Consider the following 20,733-nt stretch of genomic DNA (forward strand, 5'->3'; position numbering starts at 1 on the left):
TGCCCCCGCCGACCCCCGCCCCCACCCACGGAAGGCCCCACCCCCATGCGCAGAACCGCCGCCGCCGCCCTCGCCGCCGCGCTGCTCCTCCCGCTCGCCGCCTGTGCCAACGATGCCGCCTCCACCTCCCACAACGGTGCGGCCCCGGCCGGTGCCACCGTCGCGGGCGGCCCCAAGGTCAAGATCATGGTCGGCGGCCTGGACAAGGTCATCTACCTGCCGGCGATGCTCACCCAGCGGCTCGGCTACTTCGCCGAGGCCGGTGTCAACGTCGAGCTGATGAGCGAGCCGGCCGGCGTCAACGCCACCACCGCGCTGCTCGCCGGGGACGTCCAGGGCGCGGTCGGCTTCTACGACCACACCATCGACCTGCAGGCCAAGGGCAAGAGCGTCGAGTCGGTGGTCCAGTTCTCGCAGGCCCCCGGCGAGGTGGAGGTGGTCTCCGCCAAGCAGGCCGACGCCATCAAGTCCGGCGCCGACTTCAAGGGCAAGAAGCTCGGCGTCACCAGCATCGGCTCCTCCACCGACTTCCTCACCAAGTACCTGGCGGTGAAGAACGGCGTCAGCGTCAGCGAGTTCAGCCCGATCGCGGTCGGCGCCGGGCAGACCTTCATCGCCGCGATGCAGCAGGGCTCGATCGACGCCGGCATGACCACCGACCCGACGGTGGCGAACATCCTGGCCAAGAACCTCGGCACGGTGCTGTACGACATGCGCACCCCGGACGGCTCGAAGGCCGCGCTCGGCGGGCTCTACCCCTCGTCCTCGCTGTACATGAACACCGACTGGGTGAACGCCAACAAGGACACCGTCCAGAAGCTGGCCAACGCCTTCGTGAAGACCCTGGGCTGGATGAACACCCACACGCCCGAGGAGATCGCCGCCAAGATGCCGGCCGACTACGCGCAGGGCGGCGCCGACCAGTACGCGGCCGCGATCAAGGCCACCCTGCCGATGTTCACCACCGACGGGGTGATGCCCGCCGACGGCCCGAAGACCGTGCTGGCCGTGCTCGGCGCCTTCCACCCGGACGTCAAGGGCAAGGAGTCGACCATCGACCTGTCGAAGACCTTCACCACCGAGTTCGTCAGCAAGGCGCCCAAGGGCTGATCACGGGCCGATCAGCGCGGTTCGACGGCCACCACGTCCATCCGGGACGGGGTGGCCGGCGCCTTTCCGCAGCTCTCCGGCCGGGCCGGCGTGCTGACGCCCTGCGCCACCCGCACCCGCCAGGAGCGGCCGTCGGCGTGCTCCACCTCGACCGACCAGCCCTCGCCGTCGTCGGTCTGGCGGAGCGTCAGTGCCTCGGCGTCCGTCTCGCCGGTCAGCTCGCGGACCGCCTGCTCGGCGGCCTGGCCCGGACGGTCCCAGCAGGACCGGCCGCGGGAGAACTCCGGCACCGTGTGCCCCGCCGCGGTCGCCGCCAGCACCTCCTTCGCGCCGGTCGCCGAGAGCCGCCCGTACGCGTAGCCGTACGGCAGCACCAGCATGGTCGGCGAGAACCGGTGCCCGCCCAGGTGGGTCACCTCCCACACCTCGCTGTGCCCGGCGCTCGCCAGCTCCGCCGCCAGCGGACGGCCGAGCAGCGCGCAGCAGCGGTCCCGGCGGCCGTTGGTGCACACCAGCGCGATCGGCCCGCCCACGTGGTCGGAGCCGAACCCGGTGTGGTCGCCCGCGCCCAGCGCCGCGAAGTCCAGCGCCAGCAGCTCCGCCGGATCCGCGACCGACAGCCGCCGCACCCAGGAGCGCCCCGGTGCGGTGTGCGCCACGACCACCTCGTGCCGGGCGCCCGGAGTCGCGTCCGCGTGCCGGCCCGGCCGCCGGATCAGCGCCACCCGCACCCCGGTGCCGGCCGCCGCCGCGTCCAGCGCCCGCCCGACCCCGGTCTCCAGATGACTCTCGGTCAGCGCCTTCGCGCCCCACGGCCCGCTCTGCTCGACCAGCAGCCAGGTCGGGGCGGTCGCCGCGGTGGCGGCCAGCGGCTCGGACAGTTCGCTCGACAGCGTCGTACACGTGCTCACCCGGCCCAGCCTAGCGACCGCCGCGCCCCGGCCCCAGCGACCGCCGCGCCCCGGCGCCTTCGTCGGTGTGCCCACGGATATGCTCTGGCATTACCGAACGTTGACCATTCCATGGGGGAGTCTTGGGAACGTACTTCGCGGTCCAGGTCGGGGACCTCGACCGGCTGCTGTCCGACCTGCACCGCAGCCAGGAAGACCTGCGCACCGCGCTGAACGCGATGCGCGACACCGGCCCGAAGACCACCGGCAGCACGGCGCTCGACCACGCCTGCGACGAGTTCCACGACAGCTGGGACGACGCGATCAAGAAGATCGCCGACGGCACCCGGCAGGTCGAGGAGGGCCTCACCGCCACCAAGAAGGCCTACCAGGAGACCGACCGGGCCCTGCGCGACGCCTTCTCCGGCGGTGCGGCGTGAGCGACGCGTCCGAGTTCCCCGCCCTCGGGTTCGATCCCGCGCCCGGCAACACCGGCAACGTCGAGACGCTGGTCGGCCGGCTCACCACCGCCGCCGGCGCCCTGGAACGCGCCTCCGGCACCCTCTCCTCGCTCACCCGCGGCAGCAGCTGGCAGGGCGACGCCGCCCAGGCCTTCGCCGGGAAGGTCGGCGAACTGCCCAAGCTGCTCCGCGACAGCGACGACGCCGTCCGCGAGGCCGCCCGGCAACTCGACTCCTGGCGGGCCCAGCTGACGTCCTTCCAGGACACCGCCCGGCGCTACGAGTCCGAGGCACAGGCCGCAAAGCAGCGCTGCGAGCAGTGCGAGCAGGCCAAGGACCGCGCCCGCACCCGCTACAACACGGCCGCCGACTCGCCCGCCTTCGCCCTGGCGGGACGCCTCTACACCGACGACGCCCAGCTGAAGGAGGCCCAGGCCCGGATCGACGGCGCCCAGCGCGAACTCGACGCCGCCGGCGGCGAACTCGACGACGCCAAACGCGCCCTGGAGGACGCCCGGGACGCCTTCGACGCCATCGTCAAACGCGCGAAGGAACTCAAGGAGGACCACCAGGACGCCGCCGCCAAGATCGCCAAGGCCCTCCGCAAGGCCAACCAGAACGCCCCCGACACCAGCCTCTGGGACCGCCTCAAGGACGGCCTGAAACGTGCCGGCCACGCCATCAAGGAGTGGGCCACCAAACACGCCGACCTGCTGAAGAAGATCGGCGACTGGCTGTCCATCGCCTCCACCGTCCTCGGCGTCGCCGCCCTGGTCACCGCCTGGTGCCCGCCGCTGGCCGGCGCGCTCGCCCTCGCCGGCGGCGTCCTGTCGGTCGGCGCGCTCGCCACCCACGGCATGGCGAAGCTCGGCGGCGCCAACGTCAGCGCCCTGGACCTGGTCGGCGACGGCCTCGGCATCCTGCCCGCCGGCAAGTTCTTCGGCACCGCCCTCAAGGGCGGCGCCAAGGTCACCACCAAACTCGTCCCCAAGGTCGTCAACGGCGCCCGCTCCAGCACCGAGATGGTCCGCGAGGTCGGCAAGAGCAAGATCATCACCGGGATCGCCGACGCCACCCGCGGCAGCGCCGTCCGGGTGACGCAGCTCGCCGACCGCGGCAGCGACCTGGTCACCGAGTTCAAGGCCCTGCCCGGCCTCGGCAACCGGATGAAACTGGCCTGGCAGACCCACGTCGCCACCACCGCCGAGGCGACCCTGGTCGAAGGCTTCAAGACCAGCAAGCTCGCCCAACTGCCCGTCCTGCGCGACATCCCGTCCCTCAAGGCCGCGATCCGCGCCGACGGCTCGCTCGACCCGATGTCCTGGTGGTCCCGCGGCCCGCTCGCCGCCGCCGAACTGCCCGGCATCGCCACCGACGTCTACGCAGCAGTCAGGGGGGACTAGATGTACCCGCCGCTCACCCCGTCCGCCGGACCGCGGTCCAGGATCGGGCTGATCCTCTGGTTCCTCCTGCAGTGGCTGCTCGTCCCGCTCGACCTGCTGCTGCGCCTGGTCGCCGTCCCCTTCATCGCCGCCTCCGACCTGCTGACCGACGGCGCCTTCGACGCCGAGGTGCTCCGGGTGCTCTTCAAGCCCCTGACCCGGTGGGTCGGCCCGGCCAGGTTCGCCCGCGAGTGGGGCACCGACCAGCGCCGCTGGGACCGGCACATGAACCGGCTGTGCGACATCGCCCTCCGCGCCCACCGCCGCCACCAGCAGGGCGGCACCGGCTTCCGCGGCTGGACCTACCTCCGGTACGGCTCCCAGGGCAACACCCTGCTCATCTCCCCGAAGGACTACCGGGGCCTGACCGCCGAACGGATCCACACCATCGCCGGCGCGCGCGGCCTCGCCGCCCGCTCCGGCGGCCCGTTCGGCATCACCCTGGCCCCCGCCACCGAACGGAGGGCGGCCCCGTGACCGACCCGCAGCCCGAGACCGACCCGCAGCCCGAGACCGCGCCCCGGCCCGAGACCGGCTTCGACTTCGTCGTCCCGGTCGCCTTCCACGACCTCGGCCTGCACCTCACCGACGAGGAACGCGCCGCCCACCTGGAGGAGATCTCGGCCGAGATCTGGTGCGGCGGCACCGACTACCAGCGCCGCAGCACCCAGGAGCTCTACGGAGGGATCGCCGACGCGGCCGCCGCCGACGGCGCCACCTACGCCGGGATCTGCATGGTCGCCACCGAGGACGACCGGGTCAGCAGCGCCTCGCTGATCATCCGCAGCGAGACCGTCGAACCGGCCGACGCCGAAACGATCGCCCAGACCCTGCAGGACGTCCTCACCCTCGACCCCGCGGCCGACGTCCACCGCACCGAGGTCGAGGCCGGCCCGGCGGTCGTCTCCTTCGTCGGCGTCGAATGGACCCCGCCCGGCGGCGGCGACGCGATCCCGATGGCCAAGGTCGACGTCTACCTCCCGCTCCCCGAGGCCTCGTCCCTCCTGGTGATGTCGCTGACCACGCCCTCGCTGCCCGAACTCCCCGACTACGTCGCCCTGCTGTCCGAACTCGCCGAAACCGTCCGGCTGCTCGGCGACGACACCCCCGTCCGCCTCCCCGCCCAGCAGGACGGCGAGTCCGCGGCCCGCATCGCCTCCGCCTTCGGCTGAACCGCAGGAACCCGCAGAAACCCGACAGGGAGCGCCCCCACGCGGGGACGCTCCCTGTCCGGTCCGCCCGTCGGCTAGACCCGCTGCCCGATCGCGGCGATCGGCGCCTTCACCGGCGTACCCGAACCGTCACGGCGCGGATCGCGCTCCGGCAGCACCACCGGCGCACCCGCCGCCGTCGCCGCCAGCGCCGGCACCGCACCCGCCCAGGCGAACACCAGGCCGTCCTCCCCGCGCAGGAAGCGCTGGCAGCGGACACCGCCCGTCGCCCGGCCCTTGCGCGGGTACTGCTCGAACGGCGTCACCTTCCAGCTGGTCTGCTCGCCACCCGTCAGCGTGCCCGACGCACCCGCCACCGACACGACCACCGCGTCCGCCGCCGGATCCACCGCCGTGAACGACAGCACCCGCTGCCCGTCCGCCAGCTTGATGCCCGCCATGCCGCCCGCCGGCCGGCCCTGCGGCCGGACCTGCGACGCCGGGTAACGCAGCAACTGGGCGTCGGAGGCGATGAAGACCAGGTCCTCCTCGCCCGAGCGCAGCTCGACCGCGCCGACGACCTCGTCACCGTCCTTGAGCGCGATCACCTCGAACTCGTCCTTGTTCGCCGGCCACTCCGGCACCACCCGCTTCACCACGCCCTGCACGGTGCCCAGCGCCAGACCCGGCGAGGACTCGTCCAGCGTGGTCAGCGCCAGCGCCCGCTCGCCGTCGTCCAGCCGCAGGAACTCGCCCACCGCCGCACCGCCCGCCAGCGCCGACGTCCCCGGCGGCAGCGACGGCAGATCGATCACCGCCAGCCGCAGCACCCGGCCCGCCGTGGTCACCACGCCCACGTCCGCCCGCGCGGACGCCGCCACCACCGACGCCACCACGTCGTGCTTCGCCCGGCCGCCCGCGCCCTCCAGCGGATCCAGGTCCGCCGACCGCGCCAGCAGACCCGTCGAGGACAGCAGCACCCGGCACGGGTCGTCCGCCACCTCCAGCGGCACCGCCAGCGCCGCACTCGGCGCCGCACCCGCCTCCAGCAGCACCGTCCGCCGCTCCGTGCCGAACTGCTTCGCCACCTGGCCCAGCTCCGACGACACCACGCTGCGCAGCTTGGTGTCCGAATCCAGGATCTCGGTCAGCTCCGCGATCTCCGACAGCAGCTTCGCCTGCTCCGCCTCCAGCTCCACCCGGTCGAACCGGGTCAGCCGGCGCAGCGGCGTGTCCAGGATGTACGCGGTCTGCGTCTCCGACAGCGAGAAGCGGGCCATCAGCCGCTCCTTCGCCTGCCCCGCGTCGTCACTCGACCGGATGATCGCGATCACCTCGTCGATGTCGACCAGGGCCACCAGCAGGCCCTCGACCAGGTGCAGCCGGTCCTGCCGCTTGCGGCGGCGGAAGTCCGAACGCCGCTTCACCACCGTGAACCGGTGGTCGACGTAGACCTCCAGCAGCTCCTTCAGCCCCAGCGTCAACGGCTGCCCGTCCACCAGCGCCACGTTGTTGATGCCGAAGGTCTCCTCCATCGGCGTCAACTTGTACAGCTGCTCCAGCAGCGCCTCCGGCACGAAGCCGTTCTTGACCTCGATCACCAGCCGCAGACCGTGCTCACGGTCCGTCAGGTCCTTGACGTCCGCGATGCCCTGCAGCTTCTTGGCGTTGACCAGGTCCTTGATCTTCGCGATCACCTTCTCCGGACCCACCGTGTACGGCAGCTCCGTGACCACGATGCCCTTGCGGCGCGCCGTCACGTCCTCGACCGACGTCGTCGCCCGGATCTTGAAAGTGCCGCGGCCCGACTCGTACGCGTCCCGGATCCCCGACAGGCCGACGATCCGGCCACCCGTCGGCAGGTCCGGACCCGGCACGAACCGCATCAGCGTGTCCAGGTCCGCAGCCGGGTGCTTGATCAGGTGCCGGGCCGCCGCCACCACCTCGGACAGGTTGTGCGGCGGCATGTTCGTCGCCATGCCGACCGCGATGCCCGTCGCGCCGTTCACCAGCAGGTTCGGGAACGCCGACGGCAGGACCTGCGGCTCCTGCTCACTGCCGTCGTAGTTCGGACCGAAGTCCACCGTGTCCTCGTGGATCGACTCCACCAGCGACATCGACGCCGCCGTCAACCGCGACTCGGTGTACCGCATCGCCGCCGGCGGATCGTCGTTGCCCAGCGAACCGAAGTTCCCGTGCCCGTCGATCAGCGGCAGCCGCATCGAGAACGGCTGCGCCATGCGCACCACCGCGTCGTAGATCGACGCGTCACCGTGCGGGTGCAGCCGGCCCATCACCTCGCCGACCAGCCGCGCGCACTTCACGTGCCCGCGCTCCGGCCGCAGACCCATCTCATTGGCCTGGTACAGGATCCGCCGGTGCACCGGCTTCAGACCGTCCCGCGCGTCCGGCAGGGCGCGCGAATAGATCACCGAGTACGCGTACTCGAGGAACGAGCCCTGCATCTCGTCCACGACATCGACATCGAGGATCCGCTCCTCGAAGTCACCGGGCGGCGGAGTGGGCGAACTGCGGCGGGCCATCGCGGCGGGGCTCCCTTGCATCTGCGGACGTCGACGACGATCGCCCCCATTGTGGACCCTCCCGCCGACAGCACTTCGCAGGGCACCCGCTTCAGCCCCTGGCGAACGCCCCCGCAGCGCGGGACACGACCCGGGCCGTCACGCGTTGCACCACAATGGGGAACGACATCAGCCCCCCGGACTCACCGACTTGCCGACGTACCGACGTACCGACTTACCGACGAAGACGGGAAGGACCCCGCATGGCCAACCCGGCCCCCGCCTCCACCCGAGGCCTCGCCATCACCGAGCACCGCCTCGCCAACGGCCTGCGCGTCGTGCTCTCCGAGGACCACCTCACCCCGGTCACCGCCGTCTGCCTCTGGTACGACGTCGGCTCCCGGCACGAGGTGAAGGGCCGCACCGGTCTCGCCCACCTCTTCGAGCACCTGATGTTCCAGGGCTCCGCCAACGTCTCCAACAACGGCCACTTCGAACTGGTCCAGGGCGCCGGCGGCTCCCTCAACGGCACCACCAGCTTCGAACGCACCAACTACTTCGAGACCATGCCCGCCCACCAGCTCGAACTCGCCCTCTGGCTCGAAGCCGACCGCATGGGCTCCCTGCTCGCCGCGCTCGACGACGACTCCATGGAGAACCAGCGCGACGTCGTCAAGAACGAGCGCCGCCAGCGCTACGACAACGTCCCCTACGGCACCGCGTTCGAGAAGCTCACCGCGCTCTCCTTCCCCGAGCCGCACCCCTACCACCACACGCCGATCGGCTCCATGGCCGACCTCGACGCGGCCACCCTGGAAGACGCGCGGAACTTCTTCCGCACCTACTACGCGCCCAACAACGCGGTCCTCGCCATCGTCGGCGACCTCGACCCCGAGCAGACCATCGCCTGGGTCGAGAAGTACTTCGGCACCATCCCCGCCCACGACGGCAAGCAGCCCCCGCGCGACGGCACCCTCCCCGACGTCATCGGCCAGGAGATCCGCGAACTCGTCGAAGAGGACGTCCCCAGCCGCGCCCTGATGGCCGCCTACCGCCTCCCCCACGACGGCAACCGGCAGGCCGACGCCGCCGACCTCGCCCTCACCATCCTCGGCAGCGGCGAATCCAGCCGCCTCTACAACCGCCTCGTCCGCCGCGACCGCACCGCCGTCGCCGCCGGATTCGGCCTGCTCCGCCTCGCCGGCGCCCCCAGCCTCGGCTGGCTCGACGTCAAGGCCTCCGCCGGCGCCACCATCGAGCAGATCCAGACCGCCGTCGACGAGGAACTCGCCCGCTTCGCCGCCGAAGGCCCCACCGCCGAAGAACTCGAGCGCGCCCAGGCCCAGATCGAACGCGAATGGCTCGACCGGCTCACCACCGTCGCCGGCCGCGCCGACGAACTCTGCCGCTTCGCCGTCCTGTTCGGCGACCCCAAGCTGCTCGACACCGCACTCACCAAGGTCCTCGACGTCACCGCCGAGGAAGTCCAGGCCGTCGCCGCCGCACGGCTGCGCCCCGACAACCGGGCCGTCCTGGTCTACGAACCGACCACCACCGACGCGAACGAGGAGGAGGCGGCCGCATGACCGGCGACTACACCCCCACCATGACCTTCCACCCGCAGCCCCAGCCCGGCACCCCCACCCCCTGGGCGTTCCCGGCCCCCGAGCGGACCACCCTCTCCAACGGCCTCACCGTCCTGCACTGCCACCGCCCCGGCCAGCAGCTGGTCGCCGTCGACCTCGTCCTCGACGCCCCGCTCGCCGCCGAACCCGACGGCCTCGACGGCATCGCCAACATCCTCGCCCGGGCCCTGTCGGAAGGCACCGACACCCTGAGCGCCGAGGAGTTCGCCGGCGAACTCGAGCGCGCCGGCGCCACCCTCGACGCCCACGCCGACCACCCCGCCGTCCGCGTCTCCCTCGAAGTCCCCGCCTCCCGCCTCGAACGCGGCCTCACCCTGCTCGGCGACGCCCTGCGCGCCCCCGCCCTCCCCGAGGACGAGATCGAACGCCTCGTCGCCAACCGGCTCGACGAGATCGTCCACGAGCAGGCCAACCCCGCCCGGCGCGCCGCCAAGGCCTTCTACGCCACCCTGTTCGCCGAGGACGACCGGCTCTCCCGGCCCCGCAGCGGCTCCACCGACACCGTCAAGGCCATCGACCGGGCCGCCGTCCACGCCTTCTACCAGGCCCACCTGCGCCCCGGCACCACCACCGCCGTCGTCGTCGGCGACCTCACCGGCATCGACCTCACCGCCCAGCTCGAAGCCACCCTCGGCACCTGGACCGCCGCCCCCGCCGAAGCCAGCACCCACGCCCCCGTCACCGGCGACGACACCCCGCGCGTCGTCATCGTCGACCGGCCCGGCTCCGTCCAGACCCAGCTCCTCATCGGCCGGATCGGCCCCGACCGCCACGACCCCGCCTGGGCCGCCCAGATCCTCGGCACCTACTGCCTCGGCGGCACCCTCACCTCCCGCCTCGACCGCGTCCTGCGCGAGGAGAAGGGCTACACCTACGGCGTCCGGGCCTTCGCCCAGCCGCTGCGCTCCGCCGCCGACGGCAGCGGCCGCGCGCTGCTCGCCATCAGCGGTTCCGTGGACACCGGAAACACCGCCCCGGCCCTCGCCGACACCTGGACCATCCTGCGCACCCTCGCCGCCGAAGGCCTCACCGACGGCGAACGCGAGGAGGCCGTCCAGTTCCTGGTCGGCGTCGCCCCGCTCAAGTACGAGACCGCCGGCTCCGTCGCCGCCACCCTCGCCGACCAGGTCGAGCAGTACCTGCCCGACGACTACCAGGCCGAGGTCTACCGGCAGCTCGCCGAACTCGACACCGAGACCGCCACCCGCGCCGTCGTCGCCGCCTTCCCGCCCGACCGCCTGGTCACCGTGCTGGTCGGCGACGCCTCCGTGATCGCCGAACCCGTCAAGGCCCTCGGCATCGGCGACGTCACCGTCATCGCCAACTGAGGCACCTCCGACGGGGCCCGACGGAGCTGATACTCCGTCGGGCCCCGTCGTCGTTTAATCCCTTGCCGGTCCTCCGCCGCCCGTGGGTGAATGTCCCCGGCCCCGCAACGCGCCGGGCCACACACCACGAGAGGAGGCGGTCACCATGCGGGTCGAGCCATATGTCCGATGCTCCCCGAGACTGTCGCTCCTCCGTCGCGCAGCCTGAGCGCTGCCCCCAGTCTTCCCCGAGCCGCACCGGGACCGGTGTGTGCGGCACCATGTCATTAGCGACCGTTGGAGGTCGAACCACCATGTCGTACACCGAAGTACCCGGCATCCGGGTCCCCATCCGGATGTGGACCGACCCCGCCACCGTCGAGGGCCAGGCCATGCAGCAGCTGCGCAACATCAGCTCGCTGCCCTGGCTGCACGGCCTCGCCGTGATGCCCGACGTCCACCTGGGCAAGGGCGCCACCGTCGGCTCCGTCATCGCCATGAAGGGCGCCGTCTGCCCCGCGGCGGTCGGCGTCGACATCGGCTGCGGAATGACCGCCGTCAAGACGTCCCTCACCGCGAAGGACCTCCCGGACGACCTCTCCCGCCTCCGCTCCAAGATCGAGCAGGCCATCCCGGTCGGCCGCGGCCTCCACACCGACCCGGTCGACCCGGGCACCCTGCACGGCTTCCGGACGGCGGGCTGGAGCGACTTCTGGGACCGCTTCGACGGCATCGCGCCGGAGGTGAAGTGGCGCCGGGAGCGGGCTGCGCAGCAGATGGCAACTCTCGGATCCGGTAATCATTTTATCGAGCTGTGTGTTGATGAGACCGGCTCGGTGTGGCTGATGCTGCACTCCGGTTCGCGCAACATCGGCAAGGAGCTGGCCGAGCACCACATGGGCGTCGCCCGTTCGCTCCCGCACAACCAGGGCCTGGTCGACCGCGACCTGGCGGTCTTCATCGCGGACACCCCGCAGATGGCCGCCTACCGGCAGGACCTGTTCTGGGCGCAGGAGTACGCGAAGCACAACCGGGCGATGATGATGGCGCTCTTCCAGGACGTGGTGCGGCGCGAGCTCCCGAAGGCGAAGCCGACCTTCGAGCCGATGATCTCCTGCCACCACAACTACGTGGCGGAGGAGCGGTACGACGGCGTCGACCTGCTGGTCACCCGCAAGGGCGCGATCCGGGCCGGCTCCGGCGACTACGGGATCATCCCGGGCTCGATGGGCACCGGTTCGTACATCGTGCGCGGCCTCGGCAACAAGGACGCGTTCAACTCCGCCTCGCACGGTGCGGGCCGCAAGATGAGCCGCACCGCGGCGAAGAAGCGGTTCACCACCCAGGACCTGGTGGCGCAGACGGCCGGCGTGGAGTGCCGCAAGGACTCCGGTGTGGTCGACGAGATCCCGGGCGCGTACAAGAACATCGAGAAGGTCATCGACCAGCAGCGCGACCTGGTCGAGGTGGTCGCCCACCTCAAGCAGGTCGTCTGCGTGAAGGGCTGACCGCACGACCCGGAGGGCCGGGGTGCGCCTGGTGCGTGCCCCGGCCCTCCGTCGTCCGATTCAATGGCCCGCGTGGATCAGGACGTGGAGTACGGGCGGCTGCTGCGGGACGTGATGGCGACGGCGTTGGCGGGGGAGGTGCGGGGGCGGCCGGCGGATTACATTCCGGCGCTGGCGGCGGCGGATCCGTCGGCGTTCGGGATGGCGTTGGCGACGGTGGACGGCGCGGTGTTCGGGGTGGGCGAGTGGGAGGTGCCGTTCTCGATCCAGTCGGTGTCGAAGCTGTTCAGCCTGGCGCTCGCGCTGGCGGAGGGCGGGGACGGGCTGTGGGGCGGGGTGGGGCGGGAGCCGTCGGGGAACCCGTTCAACTCGCTGGTGCAGTTGGAGTCGGAGCAGGGGATCCCGCGCAATCCGTTCATCAACGCGGGGGCGCTGGTGGTCACGGACCGGCTGCTGGAGCTGACGGGGGACGCGGCGGGCGCGGTGCGGGAGTTCCTGCGGGCGGAGTCGGGGAACCCGGCGGTGGGGACGGACGACGCGGTGGCGGCGTCGGAGGCGCGGCACGGCCACCGGAACGCGGCGCTGGCGCACTTCATGGCGAGCTTCGGGAACCTGCGCAATCCGGTGGGCAGCGTGCTGGCGCACTACTACGCGCACTGCGCGATCGCCGCGTCCTGCCGGGACCTGGCGCTGGCGGGGTTGTTCCTGGCGCGGCACGGGGTGCGGGCGGACGGTTCGCGGCTGCTGTCGCGCAGCGAGGCGAAGCGGATCAACGCGGTGATGCTGACCTGCGGGACGTACGACGCGGCGGGGGACTTCGCGTACCGGGTGGGGCTGCCGGGGAAGAGCGGGGTCGGCGGCGGGGTGCTGGCGGTGCTGCCGGGGCGGGGGTCGGTGTGCGTGTGGGGTCCGGGGTTGGACGCGGCGGGCAATTCGGTGCTGGGGGTGGCGGCGCTGGACGCGCTGACGACGGCGACGGGCTGGTCGGTGTTCTGAGGCGCGCGGCGGCCGGGTGTGCGGCGGCCGGGTGTGCGGAAGGGGTGCGCCGCGCAGTGCGGCGCACCCCTTCGGGCAGGCGGTGCCTCAGGCGGCGGGGAGCTCGTCGAGGCCTTCCTGGACGAGCTTGGCGACGCGGTCGAGGGCGGCGTCGGCGTTGTCGGCGTCGGAGGCGAGGACGACGGTGTCGCCGCCCTGGGCGCCGAGGCCGAGCAGGCCGAGCATGGAGCCGGCGTTGACCGGGTGGCCGCCTTCCTTGGCGATGGTGATGGGCACGCCCGTGGAGGTCACGGCGCGGACGAAGATGGAGGCGGGACGGGCGTGCAGGCCCTCGGCCCAACCGATGGTGACGCGGCGCTCTGCCATGTGACGTGCCTTTCAGGTGGTGCAGGGTGGTGCAGGTTGTCTAGACCAGTGTTGCACGCCATTCACGCGGTCGCGCCGCTCAGGACGCAGCGCGGCGGCAATCGGGACCGATCGGTGACCAACGTCCGCCCAGGTCCGGACCGGTTCCCGCCGGGTCCGGCCCGGCTCCCACCATGGCGCCCGTGCACGTCGGGCGCCATCCGGCTCGCCGACGGTTAACCTGACGACCGTGGATGACACCGCCCCCGCGACCGACGAGCAGAGCTACCCGCAGCACTGGGAGGCGGACGTCCTGCTGCGCGACGGCGGCACGGCCCGGATCCGGCCGATCACCGAGGCCGACGCGGAGCGGCTGGTGGAGTTCTACGAGCAGGTCTCGGACCAGTCCAAGTACTTCCGCTTCTTCGCGCCCTACCCGCGGCTGTCCGACAAGGACGTGCGGCGCTTCACGCACCACGACTACATCAACCGGGTCGGCCTGGCGGTGGTGGTCCGCGACCGGTTCATCGCGACGGTCCGCTACGACCGGATCGACGCGGACGGCCGGCCCTCGTCCACCGGGACCGACGCCGAGGTGGCGTTCCTGGTGCAGGACGCGCACCAGGGCCGCGGGGTGGCGTCCGCCCTGCTGGAGCACATCGCCGCGGTGGCGCAGGAGCGCGGGATCCGCCGGTTCATCGCGGAGGTGCTGCCGGAGAACCGGAAGATGGTGAAGGTCTTCACCGACGCCGGCTACACCCAGCGGCGCAGCTTCGCGGACGGTGTGGTGCACCTGGAGTTCGACCTGGAGCCGACGGCGGCCTCGCTGGCGGTGATGCGGGCGCGCGAGCACCGGGCCGAGGCGCGGTCGGTGCAGCGGCTGCTGACGCCGCGCTCGGTGGCGGTGCTGGGGGTGTCGCGCAGCGCGCAGTCGGTGGGCCGGGCGCTGCTGCGGGACCTGGCGGCGGCGTTCCGCGGCCCGGTGTACGCGGTGAACCGCAACGCCGAGCCGGGCACGCTGCTGGACGGGGTGGCGACGTACCGTTCGGTGCTGGACATCCCGGGGCCGGTGGACCTGGCGGTGGTGGCGGTGCCGCAGTCGGCGGTGCCGGCGGCGGTGGCGCAGTGCGGGGCGCACGGGGTGCAGGGCCTGGTGGTGGTGTCGGCGGGGTTCGCGGAGACCGGCCCGGAGGGGCGGGACCGGCAGCGGACGCTGGTGCGGCAGGCGCGGGCGGCGGGGATGCGGGTGATCGGCCCGAACGCCTTCGGCCTGATCAACACGGATCCGGAGCGGCCGTTGAACGCCTCGCTGGCGCCGGTGCTGCCGGAGCGCGGGCCGTTCGGGGTGTTCTGCCAGTCGGGGGCGATCGGGGTGGCGCTGCTGGAGGCGGCGCACCGTCGGGGTCTCGGGGTGTCGTCGTTCGCCTCGGTGGGCAACCGGGCGGACGTGTCGGGCAACGACATGCTGCAGTACTGGGAGGAGGACGCGGCGACCGAGGTGGTGCTGCTGTACCTGGAGTCGTTCGGCAATCCGCGGAAGTTCACCCGGATCGCGCGGCGGCTGGCGGCGGCGAAGCCGGTGGTGGTGCTGAAGGGGGCGCGGCACACCGGGAGCCTCCCGCCGGGGCACGCGGTGCAGCCGGCCGCGAGCCGGTTGCGGGACGCGACGGTGGACGCGCTGTTCCAGCAGGCCGGGGTGGTGCGGGTGGACACCATCACGGAGCTGTTCGACACCGGTGAGCTGCTGGCGACCCAGCCGCTGCCGGCCGGGGACCGGGTGGCGGTGGTGGGCAATTCGGACTCGCTCGGGCTGCTGACGTACGACGCCTGCCTGTCGGCGGGCCTGCGGCCGCGCAGTCCGGTGGACCTGACCACCGGCGCGACCGGGGAGAACTTCCGGGTGGCGCTGCACACGGCGCTGCGCGATCCGGCGGTGGACGCGGTGATCGCGGTGGCGATCCCGCCGATCGGCGTGCAGGGCGCGGCACCGGACCCGGCGTCGCAGGGCCGGCCGGAGCGGGGCGAGGAGGCGGGCCAGGAGCCGCTGGAGGACGATCCGGAGATCGCCCTGGCGCTGCTGGACGCGGCGGGGCTGGGCCGTGACCTGGGCAAGCCGCTGCTGGTGACGCAGCTGGCGCTGTCCGGGCTGACCGGGCGGTTGAAGGCGGGTCGGGTGCCGGCCTATCCGGCGCCGGAGCGGGCGGTGCACGCGCTGGCCGACGCGGTCGGGTACGCGCAGTGGCGGCGCCGCTCGGCGGAGGCGGAGGAGACCGCGCGGGTCCCGGAACTGGAGGGGGTGGACGAGACCGGCGCCCGGGTGCTGGTGGAGGCCGCGCTCACCACCCGGGAGGCGGTGGCGGCCCGGCTGCAGGCGGGCGGTGCGCGGGTGACGCTGCCGGACGCGGAGGCGGTGTCGCTGCTCGCCCGTTACGGCATTCGGGTGAGTCCGGTGCTGTCCGCGCCGGACGAGGACAGCGCGCTGCGGGCGGCGGCGACGTTGGGCTACCCGGTGGCGCTGAAGGCGACGGCCGAGCACCTGCGGCACCGCCCGGACCTGGGCAGCGTGCGGCTGGACCTGACCGGCGAGCCGGGGCTGCGCCGGGCGTTCCGGGAGCTGGACGCGCTGCTGGGCGGGGCGGACAAGGCCCGGCTGGTGGTGCAGCGGCTGGCGCCGCGCGGGGTGGACACGGTGATCGGCGCGGCGGTGGACCCGGCGGTGGGCACCATCCTGTCGTTCGGGCTGGCGGGCGCTCCGGCGGAGCTGCTGGGTGACGTGGCCCACCGTCTGGTGCCGGCCACCGATCGGGACGTGGCGGAGCTGATCCGCGAGGTGCGGGCGGCGCCGCTACTGTTCGGCTGGCGGGGTGCGGCGCCGGTGGACACGGGGGCGCTGGAGGAGCTGCTGCTGCGGGTGTCGCGGCTGGTCGACGACCTGCCGGAGGTCGCCTCGGTGGACCTGGAGCCGGTGGTGGTGGCCCCGCGGGGGCTGGCCGTCCTGGGTGCGCGGGTGCGGATCGCCCCGCTGCCGGTCCGTACCGATCTGGGGCCGCGCGCCATGAGCACCCTGTAACCTTGCGTGGTTCCCCTCCGGGAACGCCGGTAACGCCCGGCGCAGTGCGACCCGCTACGTCGGCGGGACATGCCAGGATGGAGTTATGGCGAAGACCGGTACCACCACGCAGGACCTGCGGTCCGCGATCGAGCGCAGCGGCTACTACCCGGCGCTGGTGTCCGAGGCGGTTGAGTCCGCGGTGGGCGCCGAGCCGATCACCTCCTACCTGGTGCACCAGGAGACCACCTTCGACGCCAACGAGGTGCGCCGGCACGTCACCGTGCTGGTGCTGACCCCGTCCCGCTTCGTGGTGAGCCACACCGACGAGCAGAACGGCGACGCGGCGACCCCGGTGCCGTACGCGACGACCTCGACCGAGTCGGTGCGCCTGGACCGGATCAACTCGGTGGTGGTGAGCCGGATGGTGGCCAACCCGGAGACGTACACCCCGGGCACGCTGCCGCGCGAGGTGGTGCTGACCATCGGGTGGGGCGCGGTGCAGCGCCTGGACCTGGAGCCGGCCGGCTGCTCGGACCCCAACTGCGAGGCGGACCACGGCTACACCGGTTCGGCGACGGCGGACGACCTGTCGCTGCGGGTGAGCGAGGCCGGCGACGGCCCGGAGACGGTGTCGCAGGCGCTGGTGTTCGCCCGGGCGCTGTCCGAGGCGACCATGACCAGCCGGGTCTGAGCCGCCCGCATGCACCTCGGCTACGACTCCTTCGAGATCCTCGACCCCTCGGACGCGCCGGCCCCGCAGTACGGCTGCGCCTCGCTCGCGGACCTGCTGCCCGCGGTGGCGGCGGGCCTGGGCGTGGACGGGTTCTCCAGCGGGCTGCTGCTGGAACCGGCCGACCGGGTCTGCGTCTTCCTGGTCGACGGGATGGGCTGGGAGCTGCTGCGCCGGCACCCGGACTGGGCGCCGTTCCTGACCTCGCTGATGGCCGCCTCGGCGCCGATCACCGCCGGGTTCCCGTCGACCACCGCGACCTCGCTGGCCTCGGTGGGCACCGGTCTGACCCCGGGCCTGCACGGCCTGGCCGGGTACACGGTGGCGGTGCCGGGCGCCGGCCACCTGATGAACCAGCTGCGCTGGCAGCCGCCGGTGGACCCGCGCAGCTGGCAGCCGTACCCGACGGTGTTCGAGCAGGTGCACGCGGCGGGCGTGGCGACGGCGCAGGTCTCCTCGCCGCTGTTCTCCACCACGCCGCTGACCCAGGTCGCGCTGTCCGGCGGGACCTTCCTCGGCCGGACCACCGGCGAGGAGCGGATGGACCTGGCGGCCCGCTGGCTGGCCGACCACGACCGGGCGCTGGTGTACACGTACGTCAGCGAGCTGGACGGCGCCGGGCACCGCTTCGGCGTGGACTCCGACGAGTGGCGGCTGATGCTGTCCACCGTGGACCGGCTGGCCCGGCGGCTCGCCGAGCAGCTGCCGCCGCGGTCGGCGCTGTACGTCACCGCCGACCACGGCATGATCGACATCGCGCCGGAGGACCGGATCGACTTCGACGAGGACTGGGAGCTGTCCGCCGGCGTCGCCCTGCTCGGCGGCGAGGGCCGGGCCCGGCACGTGTACGCGGTGCCCGGTGCGGAGGCGGACGTGCACACGGTCTGGAGCGAGGTGCTCGGCGACCGGATGTGGGTGGCCACCCGGGACCAGGCGATAGCCGCCGGGTGGTTCGGCCCGGTGGTCGACGAGCGGGTGTACCACCGGATCGGCGACGTGGTCGCCGCGGCCCGGGACGACATCGCGGTGATCGCCTCCCGGAGCGAGCCGGGGGAGTCCTCGATGGTAGGCCTGCACGGCTCGATGACCCCGATCGAGCAGCTCGTCCCGCTGCTCGAAGTCCGCGCCTGAACCCCCTTCCCCTGAAAGGCTCCTGCGCTACCCATGGCTGAACTGGTGTTCTTCTCGGGCACGATGGACTGCGGCAAGTCGACGCTCGCCCTGCAGATGGACCACAACCACGCCGCGCGCGGCCGCAAGGGCATCATCTTCACCCGCCACGACCGGGCCGGGGCGGCCACCATCTCCAGCCGGCTCGGCCTGCGGGCGGACGCCGTGGAGGCCGGCGACGACTTCGACTTCCAGGCGTACGTGGTGCACCTGCTGTCGGCCGGCGGCCGGGTGGACTACCTGATCTGCGACGAGGCCCAGTTCTTCTCCGCGGGGCAGATCGACCAGCTGGCCCGGGTCGTCGACGAGCTCTCCATCGACGTCTACACCTTCGGCATCACCACCGACTTCCGCACCAGGCTGTTCCCCGGTTCGCAGCGGCTGATCGAGCTCGCCGACCGGGTCGAGGTGCTGCAGGTCGAGGCGCTGTGCTGGTGCGGCGCCCGGGCCACCCACAACGCCCGCACGGTGGGCGGGGTGATGGTGGTCGAGGGCGCCCAGGTCGTGGTCGGCGACGTCGCCGTCAACGAGGACGAGATCGGCTACGAGGTGCTCTGCCGCCGCCACCACCGCCGCCGCCTCACCGCCGCCACCGCCCGGGTCGCGGTGCTCTCCCCGGACGTGCTGCCCTTCGAGGGCTGAGCGCTCACGGCAGCTGCACCACCGAGAAACGGCCGCCCTGCGGATCGGCCAGCCGGGCCACCCGGCCGTCCGGGGTGTCGTACGGGCCGACCAGGGCCCGGCCGCCCAGCGCACCGGCCCGATGGGCCGTCAGGTCGGCGTCGGCCACGGCGAAGTGGACCTGCCAGCGGGCCGGTCCCTGCCCGCGGGTCGGAGCTGTGCCGGATCCCGGCCACCGGCCGGCCGCCGACCAGCAGCCGGGCGTCGTCCTCGCCCCGGGCCACCGCCTCCCGCTCCGACTCCACCACCGCGCGCCCCAGCACCGCCCGGTAGAACAGCGCCGCCGCGGCCTCGTCCGCCGTCACCAGCTCGTGCCAGGCCGGGGCGCCGGGCTCCCCGACCACCTCCCAGCCCAGGTGCTCCTCGCCCTGCCAGAGGCCGAACACCGCGCCCGACAGGTCCGCCGCCAGGGCCAGCCGCCCGGCCCGCTCCGCCTGCAGCGGGCCCACCGCGACGGTGCCGCCGCACTCCCGGATCCGCTGCGACACCTCGTCCGCGTCGTCCACCGCGAAGTACGTCGTCCACTCCACCGGGTGACGCGTCCCCTCCGGGGCGACCCCGATCCCGGCGACCTTCAGCCCGTTCGAGACGGCCCGCACGTACGCGCCGAGCGTCGTCGGGCCGGGCGTGAACTCCCAGCCGAGCAGCGCCCCGTAGAACGCCTTCGCGCCCTCCAGGTCGCCGGTCGTCAGGCTCACCCAGCAGGGCATGCCCTGGGCCAGCCGCACCTTCACCGCCGTCATGGCGCCACCTCCGCCGCCGCGGGACCGACCGTCCCAGCCGCATGCTTCCACCCGTCCCGGCGTGTCGTGCCCCCACGCACCGGCGAGCCGGGCAAAGACCGTACAAAGAGCGGACCCGGGTGGACACAATGGCTGCATGACCTCCGCCAGTTCGCCGATCATCTCGGCCGCCGACCTCGCCGCCGCACTCGACAGCGACCGCCCGCCGGTCCTGCTGGACATCCGCTGGCAGCTGGGCGGCCCGCCCGGCGCCGAGGAGTACGCCGCCGGACACCTCCCCGGCGCCCACTACCTCGACCTCGACCGGGAGCTCGCCGCCCCGCCCGGCGCCGCCGGCCGCCACCCGCTGCCCGACCCGGAGGTGCTGGGCGCCGCCCTGCGCCGCGCGGGCGTCACCGCCGACCGGCCGGTGGTGGTCTACGACGCCGGGCCGGCCACCTCCGCCGCCCGCGCCTGGTGGCTGCTGCGCTGGGCCGGGCACGGCGACGTCCGGGTCCTGGACGGCGGACTCGCGGCCTGGCGCGACGCCGGCCGCCCGCTCGACACCCGGGTCCCCGCCGACGGCGACGGCGACTTCAAGGTGGTGCCCGGCCGGCTGCCCGAGGTCGACGCCGACGGCGCCGCCGAGCTCGCCCGCACCGGGCTGCTGCTCGACGCCCGCGCGGGCGAGCGCTACCGCGGCGAGGTCGAGCCGATCGACCCCAGGGCCGGCCACATCCCCGGCGCGGTCTCCGCCCCCACCACGGAGAACCTGACCGCCGACGGCCGGTTCCGGCCCGCGGCCGAGCTCGCCGCCCGCTTCGCCGCGCTCGGCGTCGCGCCGGGCACCCGGGTCGGCGTCTACTGCGGCTCCGGCGTCACCGCCTCGCACGAGCTGCTCGCGCTGGAGATCGCCGGCCACTCGGGTGCGGCCCTCTACCCGGGCTCGTGGAGCGAATGGTGCGCGCTCGGCAGGTGAGCCGACACGCCAGGGGCGCGA

The 20,733-nt window shown here is 73.3% G+C and carries 17 protein-coding genes and 2 pseudogenes; 14 read left to right on the forward strand and 5 right to left on the reverse strand.

Annotated elements, in window-relative coordinates; translation table 11 throughout:
* Positions 1-45: 45 nt before the first annotated feature.
* Entirely contained in the window at positions 46-1,110 is a 1,065-nt protein-coding gene (locus ACGFX4_RS21550) for an ABC transporter substrate-binding protein (protein ID WP_393076713.1), read from the forward strand.
* 11 nt (positions 1,111-1,121) lie between these two features.
* Here ACGFX4_RS21550 and ACGFX4_RS21555 read toward each other — a convergent pair whose 3' ends face one another.
* Positions 1,122-2,021 (reverse strand): sucrase ferredoxin, encoded by a 900-nt coding sequence (locus tag ACGFX4_RS21555; protein WP_393076716.1) that lies wholly within the window; start codon positions 2,019-2,021, stop codon positions 1,122-1,124.
* A 122-nt stretch (positions 2,022-2,143) separates the two neighbouring features.
* On the opposite strand from ACGFX4_RS21555, the gene ACGFX4_RS21560 reads away from it, so the two are divergent.
* From ACGFX4_RS21560 to ACGFX4_RS21575, 4 genes are read left to right on the forward strand one after another with little or no spacing between them, the layout of a single operon-like run.
* Positions 2,144-2,440, forward strand: coding sequence for a WXG100 family type VII secretion target (locus ACGFX4_RS21560; RefSeq protein ID WP_393076718.1), 297 nt, complete (start codon positions 2,144-2,146; stop codon positions 2,438-2,440).
* Positions 2,437-3,864, forward strand: coding sequence for a putative T7SS-secreted protein (locus ACGFX4_RS21565; protein ID WP_393076721.1), 1,428 nt, complete (start codon positions 2,437-2,439; stop codon positions 3,862-3,864). The genes ACGFX4_RS21560 and ACGFX4_RS21565 overlap by 4 nt, the downstream gene beginning before the upstream one ends.
* Positions 3,865-4,380: a hypothetical protein gene (locus ACGFX4_RS21570; protein WP_393076724.1), complete on the forward strand. Its 516-nt coding sequence runs from the start codon at positions 3,865-3,867 to the stop codon at positions 4,378-4,380.
* Positions 4,377-5,075: a hypothetical protein gene (locus ACGFX4_RS21575; protein ID WP_393076727.1), complete on the forward strand. Its 699-nt coding sequence runs from the start codon at positions 4,377-4,379 to the stop codon at positions 5,073-5,075. Before ACGFX4_RS21570 ends, ACGFX4_RS21575 begins: the two co-directional genes overlap by 4 nt.
* A 74-nt stretch (positions 5,076-5,149) precedes the next feature.
* On the opposite strand, the gene ACGFX4_RS21580 is transcribed toward ACGFX4_RS21575, so the two are convergent.
* A complete protein-coding gene (locus ACGFX4_RS21580; RefSeq protein ID WP_393076730.1) occupies positions 5,150-7,597 on the reverse strand; it encodes a DNA topoisomerase (ATP-hydrolyzing) subunit A in 2,448 nt (815 codons plus the stop codon).
* A 242-nt stretch (positions 7,598-7,839) separates the two neighbouring features.
* On the opposite strand from ACGFX4_RS21580, the gene ACGFX4_RS21585 reads away from it, so the two are divergent.
* The 4 genes from ACGFX4_RS21585 to ACGFX4_RS21600 all read left to right on the forward strand — a co-directional run bounded on the left by ACGFX4_RS21585 (position 7,840) and on the right by ACGFX4_RS21600 (position 13,033).
* Positions 7,840-9,162: a M16 family metallopeptidase gene (locus ACGFX4_RS21585; RefSeq protein WP_393076733.1), complete on the forward strand. Its 1,323-nt coding sequence runs from the start codon at positions 7,840-7,842 to the stop codon at positions 9,160-9,162.
* The gene (locus ACGFX4_RS21590) at positions 9,159-10,550 is read left to right on the forward strand and encodes a M16 family metallopeptidase (RefSeq protein WP_393076736.1); all 1,392 of its coding nucleotides are present in this window, start codon (positions 9,159-9,161) and stop codon (positions 10,548-10,550) included. Before ACGFX4_RS21585 ends, ACGFX4_RS21590 begins: the two co-directional genes overlap by 4 nt.
* 293 nt (positions 10,551-10,843) lie before the next feature.
* A complete protein-coding gene (locus ACGFX4_RS21595; protein WP_393076739.1) occupies positions 10,844-12,037 on the forward strand; it encodes an RtcB family protein in 1,194 nt (397 codons plus the stop codon).
* 84 nt (positions 12,038-12,121) lie between these two features.
* Positions 12,122-13,033 (forward strand): glutaminase, encoded by a 912-nt coding sequence (locus ACGFX4_RS21600; protein ID WP_393076813.1) that lies wholly within the window; start codon positions 12,122-12,124, stop codon positions 13,031-13,033.
* Between the two features lie 87 nt (positions 13,034-13,120).
* Here the strand turns inward: ACGFX4_RS21600 and ACGFX4_RS21605 are convergent, their stop codons facing one another.
* A complete protein-coding gene (locus ACGFX4_RS21605; protein ID WP_393076742.1) occupies positions 13,121-13,399 on the reverse strand; it encodes an HPr family phosphocarrier protein in 279 nt (92 codons plus the stop codon).
* A gap of 229 nt (positions 13,400-13,628) precedes the next feature.
* On the opposite strand from ACGFX4_RS21605, the gene ACGFX4_RS21610 reads away from it, so the two are divergent.
* The 4 genes from ACGFX4_RS21610 to ACGFX4_RS21625 all read left to right on the forward strand — a co-directional run bounded on the left by ACGFX4_RS21610 (position 13,629) and on the right by ACGFX4_RS21625 (position 18,972).
* Positions 13,629-16,448 carry a GNAT family N-acetyltransferase gene (locus ACGFX4_RS21610; protein ID WP_393076745.1) on the forward strand — a complete coding sequence of 940 codons (2,820 nt, stop codon included), beginning with the start codon at positions 13,629-13,631 and terminating at the stop codon, positions 16,446-16,448.
* Between the two features lie 85 nt (positions 16,449-16,533).
* Complete coding sequence (locus ACGFX4_RS21615) at positions 16,534-17,121, forward strand: DUF5998 family protein (protein WP_393076748.1); 588 nt, start codon at positions 16,534-16,536, stop codon at positions 17,119-17,121.
* A 9-nt stretch (positions 17,122-17,130) separates the two neighbouring features.
* Positions 17,131-18,291 carry an alkaline phosphatase family protein gene (locus ACGFX4_RS21620; protein ID WP_393076751.1) on the forward strand — a complete coding sequence of 387 codons (1,161 nt, stop codon included), beginning with the start codon at positions 17,131-17,133 and terminating at the stop codon, positions 18,289-18,291.
* A gap of 33 nt (positions 18,292-18,324) precedes the next feature.
* A complete protein-coding gene (locus ACGFX4_RS21625) occupies positions 18,325-18,972 on the forward strand; it encodes a thymidine kinase (protein WP_393076754.1) in 648 nt (215 codons plus the stop codon).
* 4 nt (positions 18,973-18,976) lie between these two features.
* Here ACGFX4_RS21625 and ACGFX4_RS21630 read toward each other — a convergent pair.
* Both ACGFX4_RS21630 and ACGFX4_RS21635 read right to left on the reverse strand, forming a co-directional pair.
* Positions 18,977-19,204, reverse strand: a pseudogene (locus ACGFX4_RS21630) (VOC family protein); the annotation flags it as partial.
* 256 nt (positions 19,205-19,460) lie between these two features.
* Positions 19,461-19,976, reverse strand: a pseudogene (locus tag ACGFX4_RS21635) (VOC family protein); the annotation flags it as partial.
* On the opposite strand from ACGFX4_RS21635, the gene ACGFX4_RS21640 reads away from it, so the two are divergent.
* Complete coding sequence (locus tag ACGFX4_RS21640; protein ID WP_393076757.1) at positions 19,891-20,712, forward strand: sulfurtransferase; 822 nt, start codon at positions 19,891-19,893, stop codon at positions 20,710-20,712. The pseudogene ACGFX4_RS21635 and the gene ACGFX4_RS21640 overlap by 86 nt on opposite strands.
* Positions 20,713-20,733 lie beyond the last annotated feature (21 nt).

Origin of the sequence: Kitasatospora sp. NPDC048365 (assembly GCF_043200835.1) — a bacterium.
In the GTDB taxonomy this organism is placed as follows: Bacteria; Actinomycetota; Actinomycetes; order Streptomycetales; family Streptomycetaceae; genus Kitasatospora; species Kitasatospora terrestris.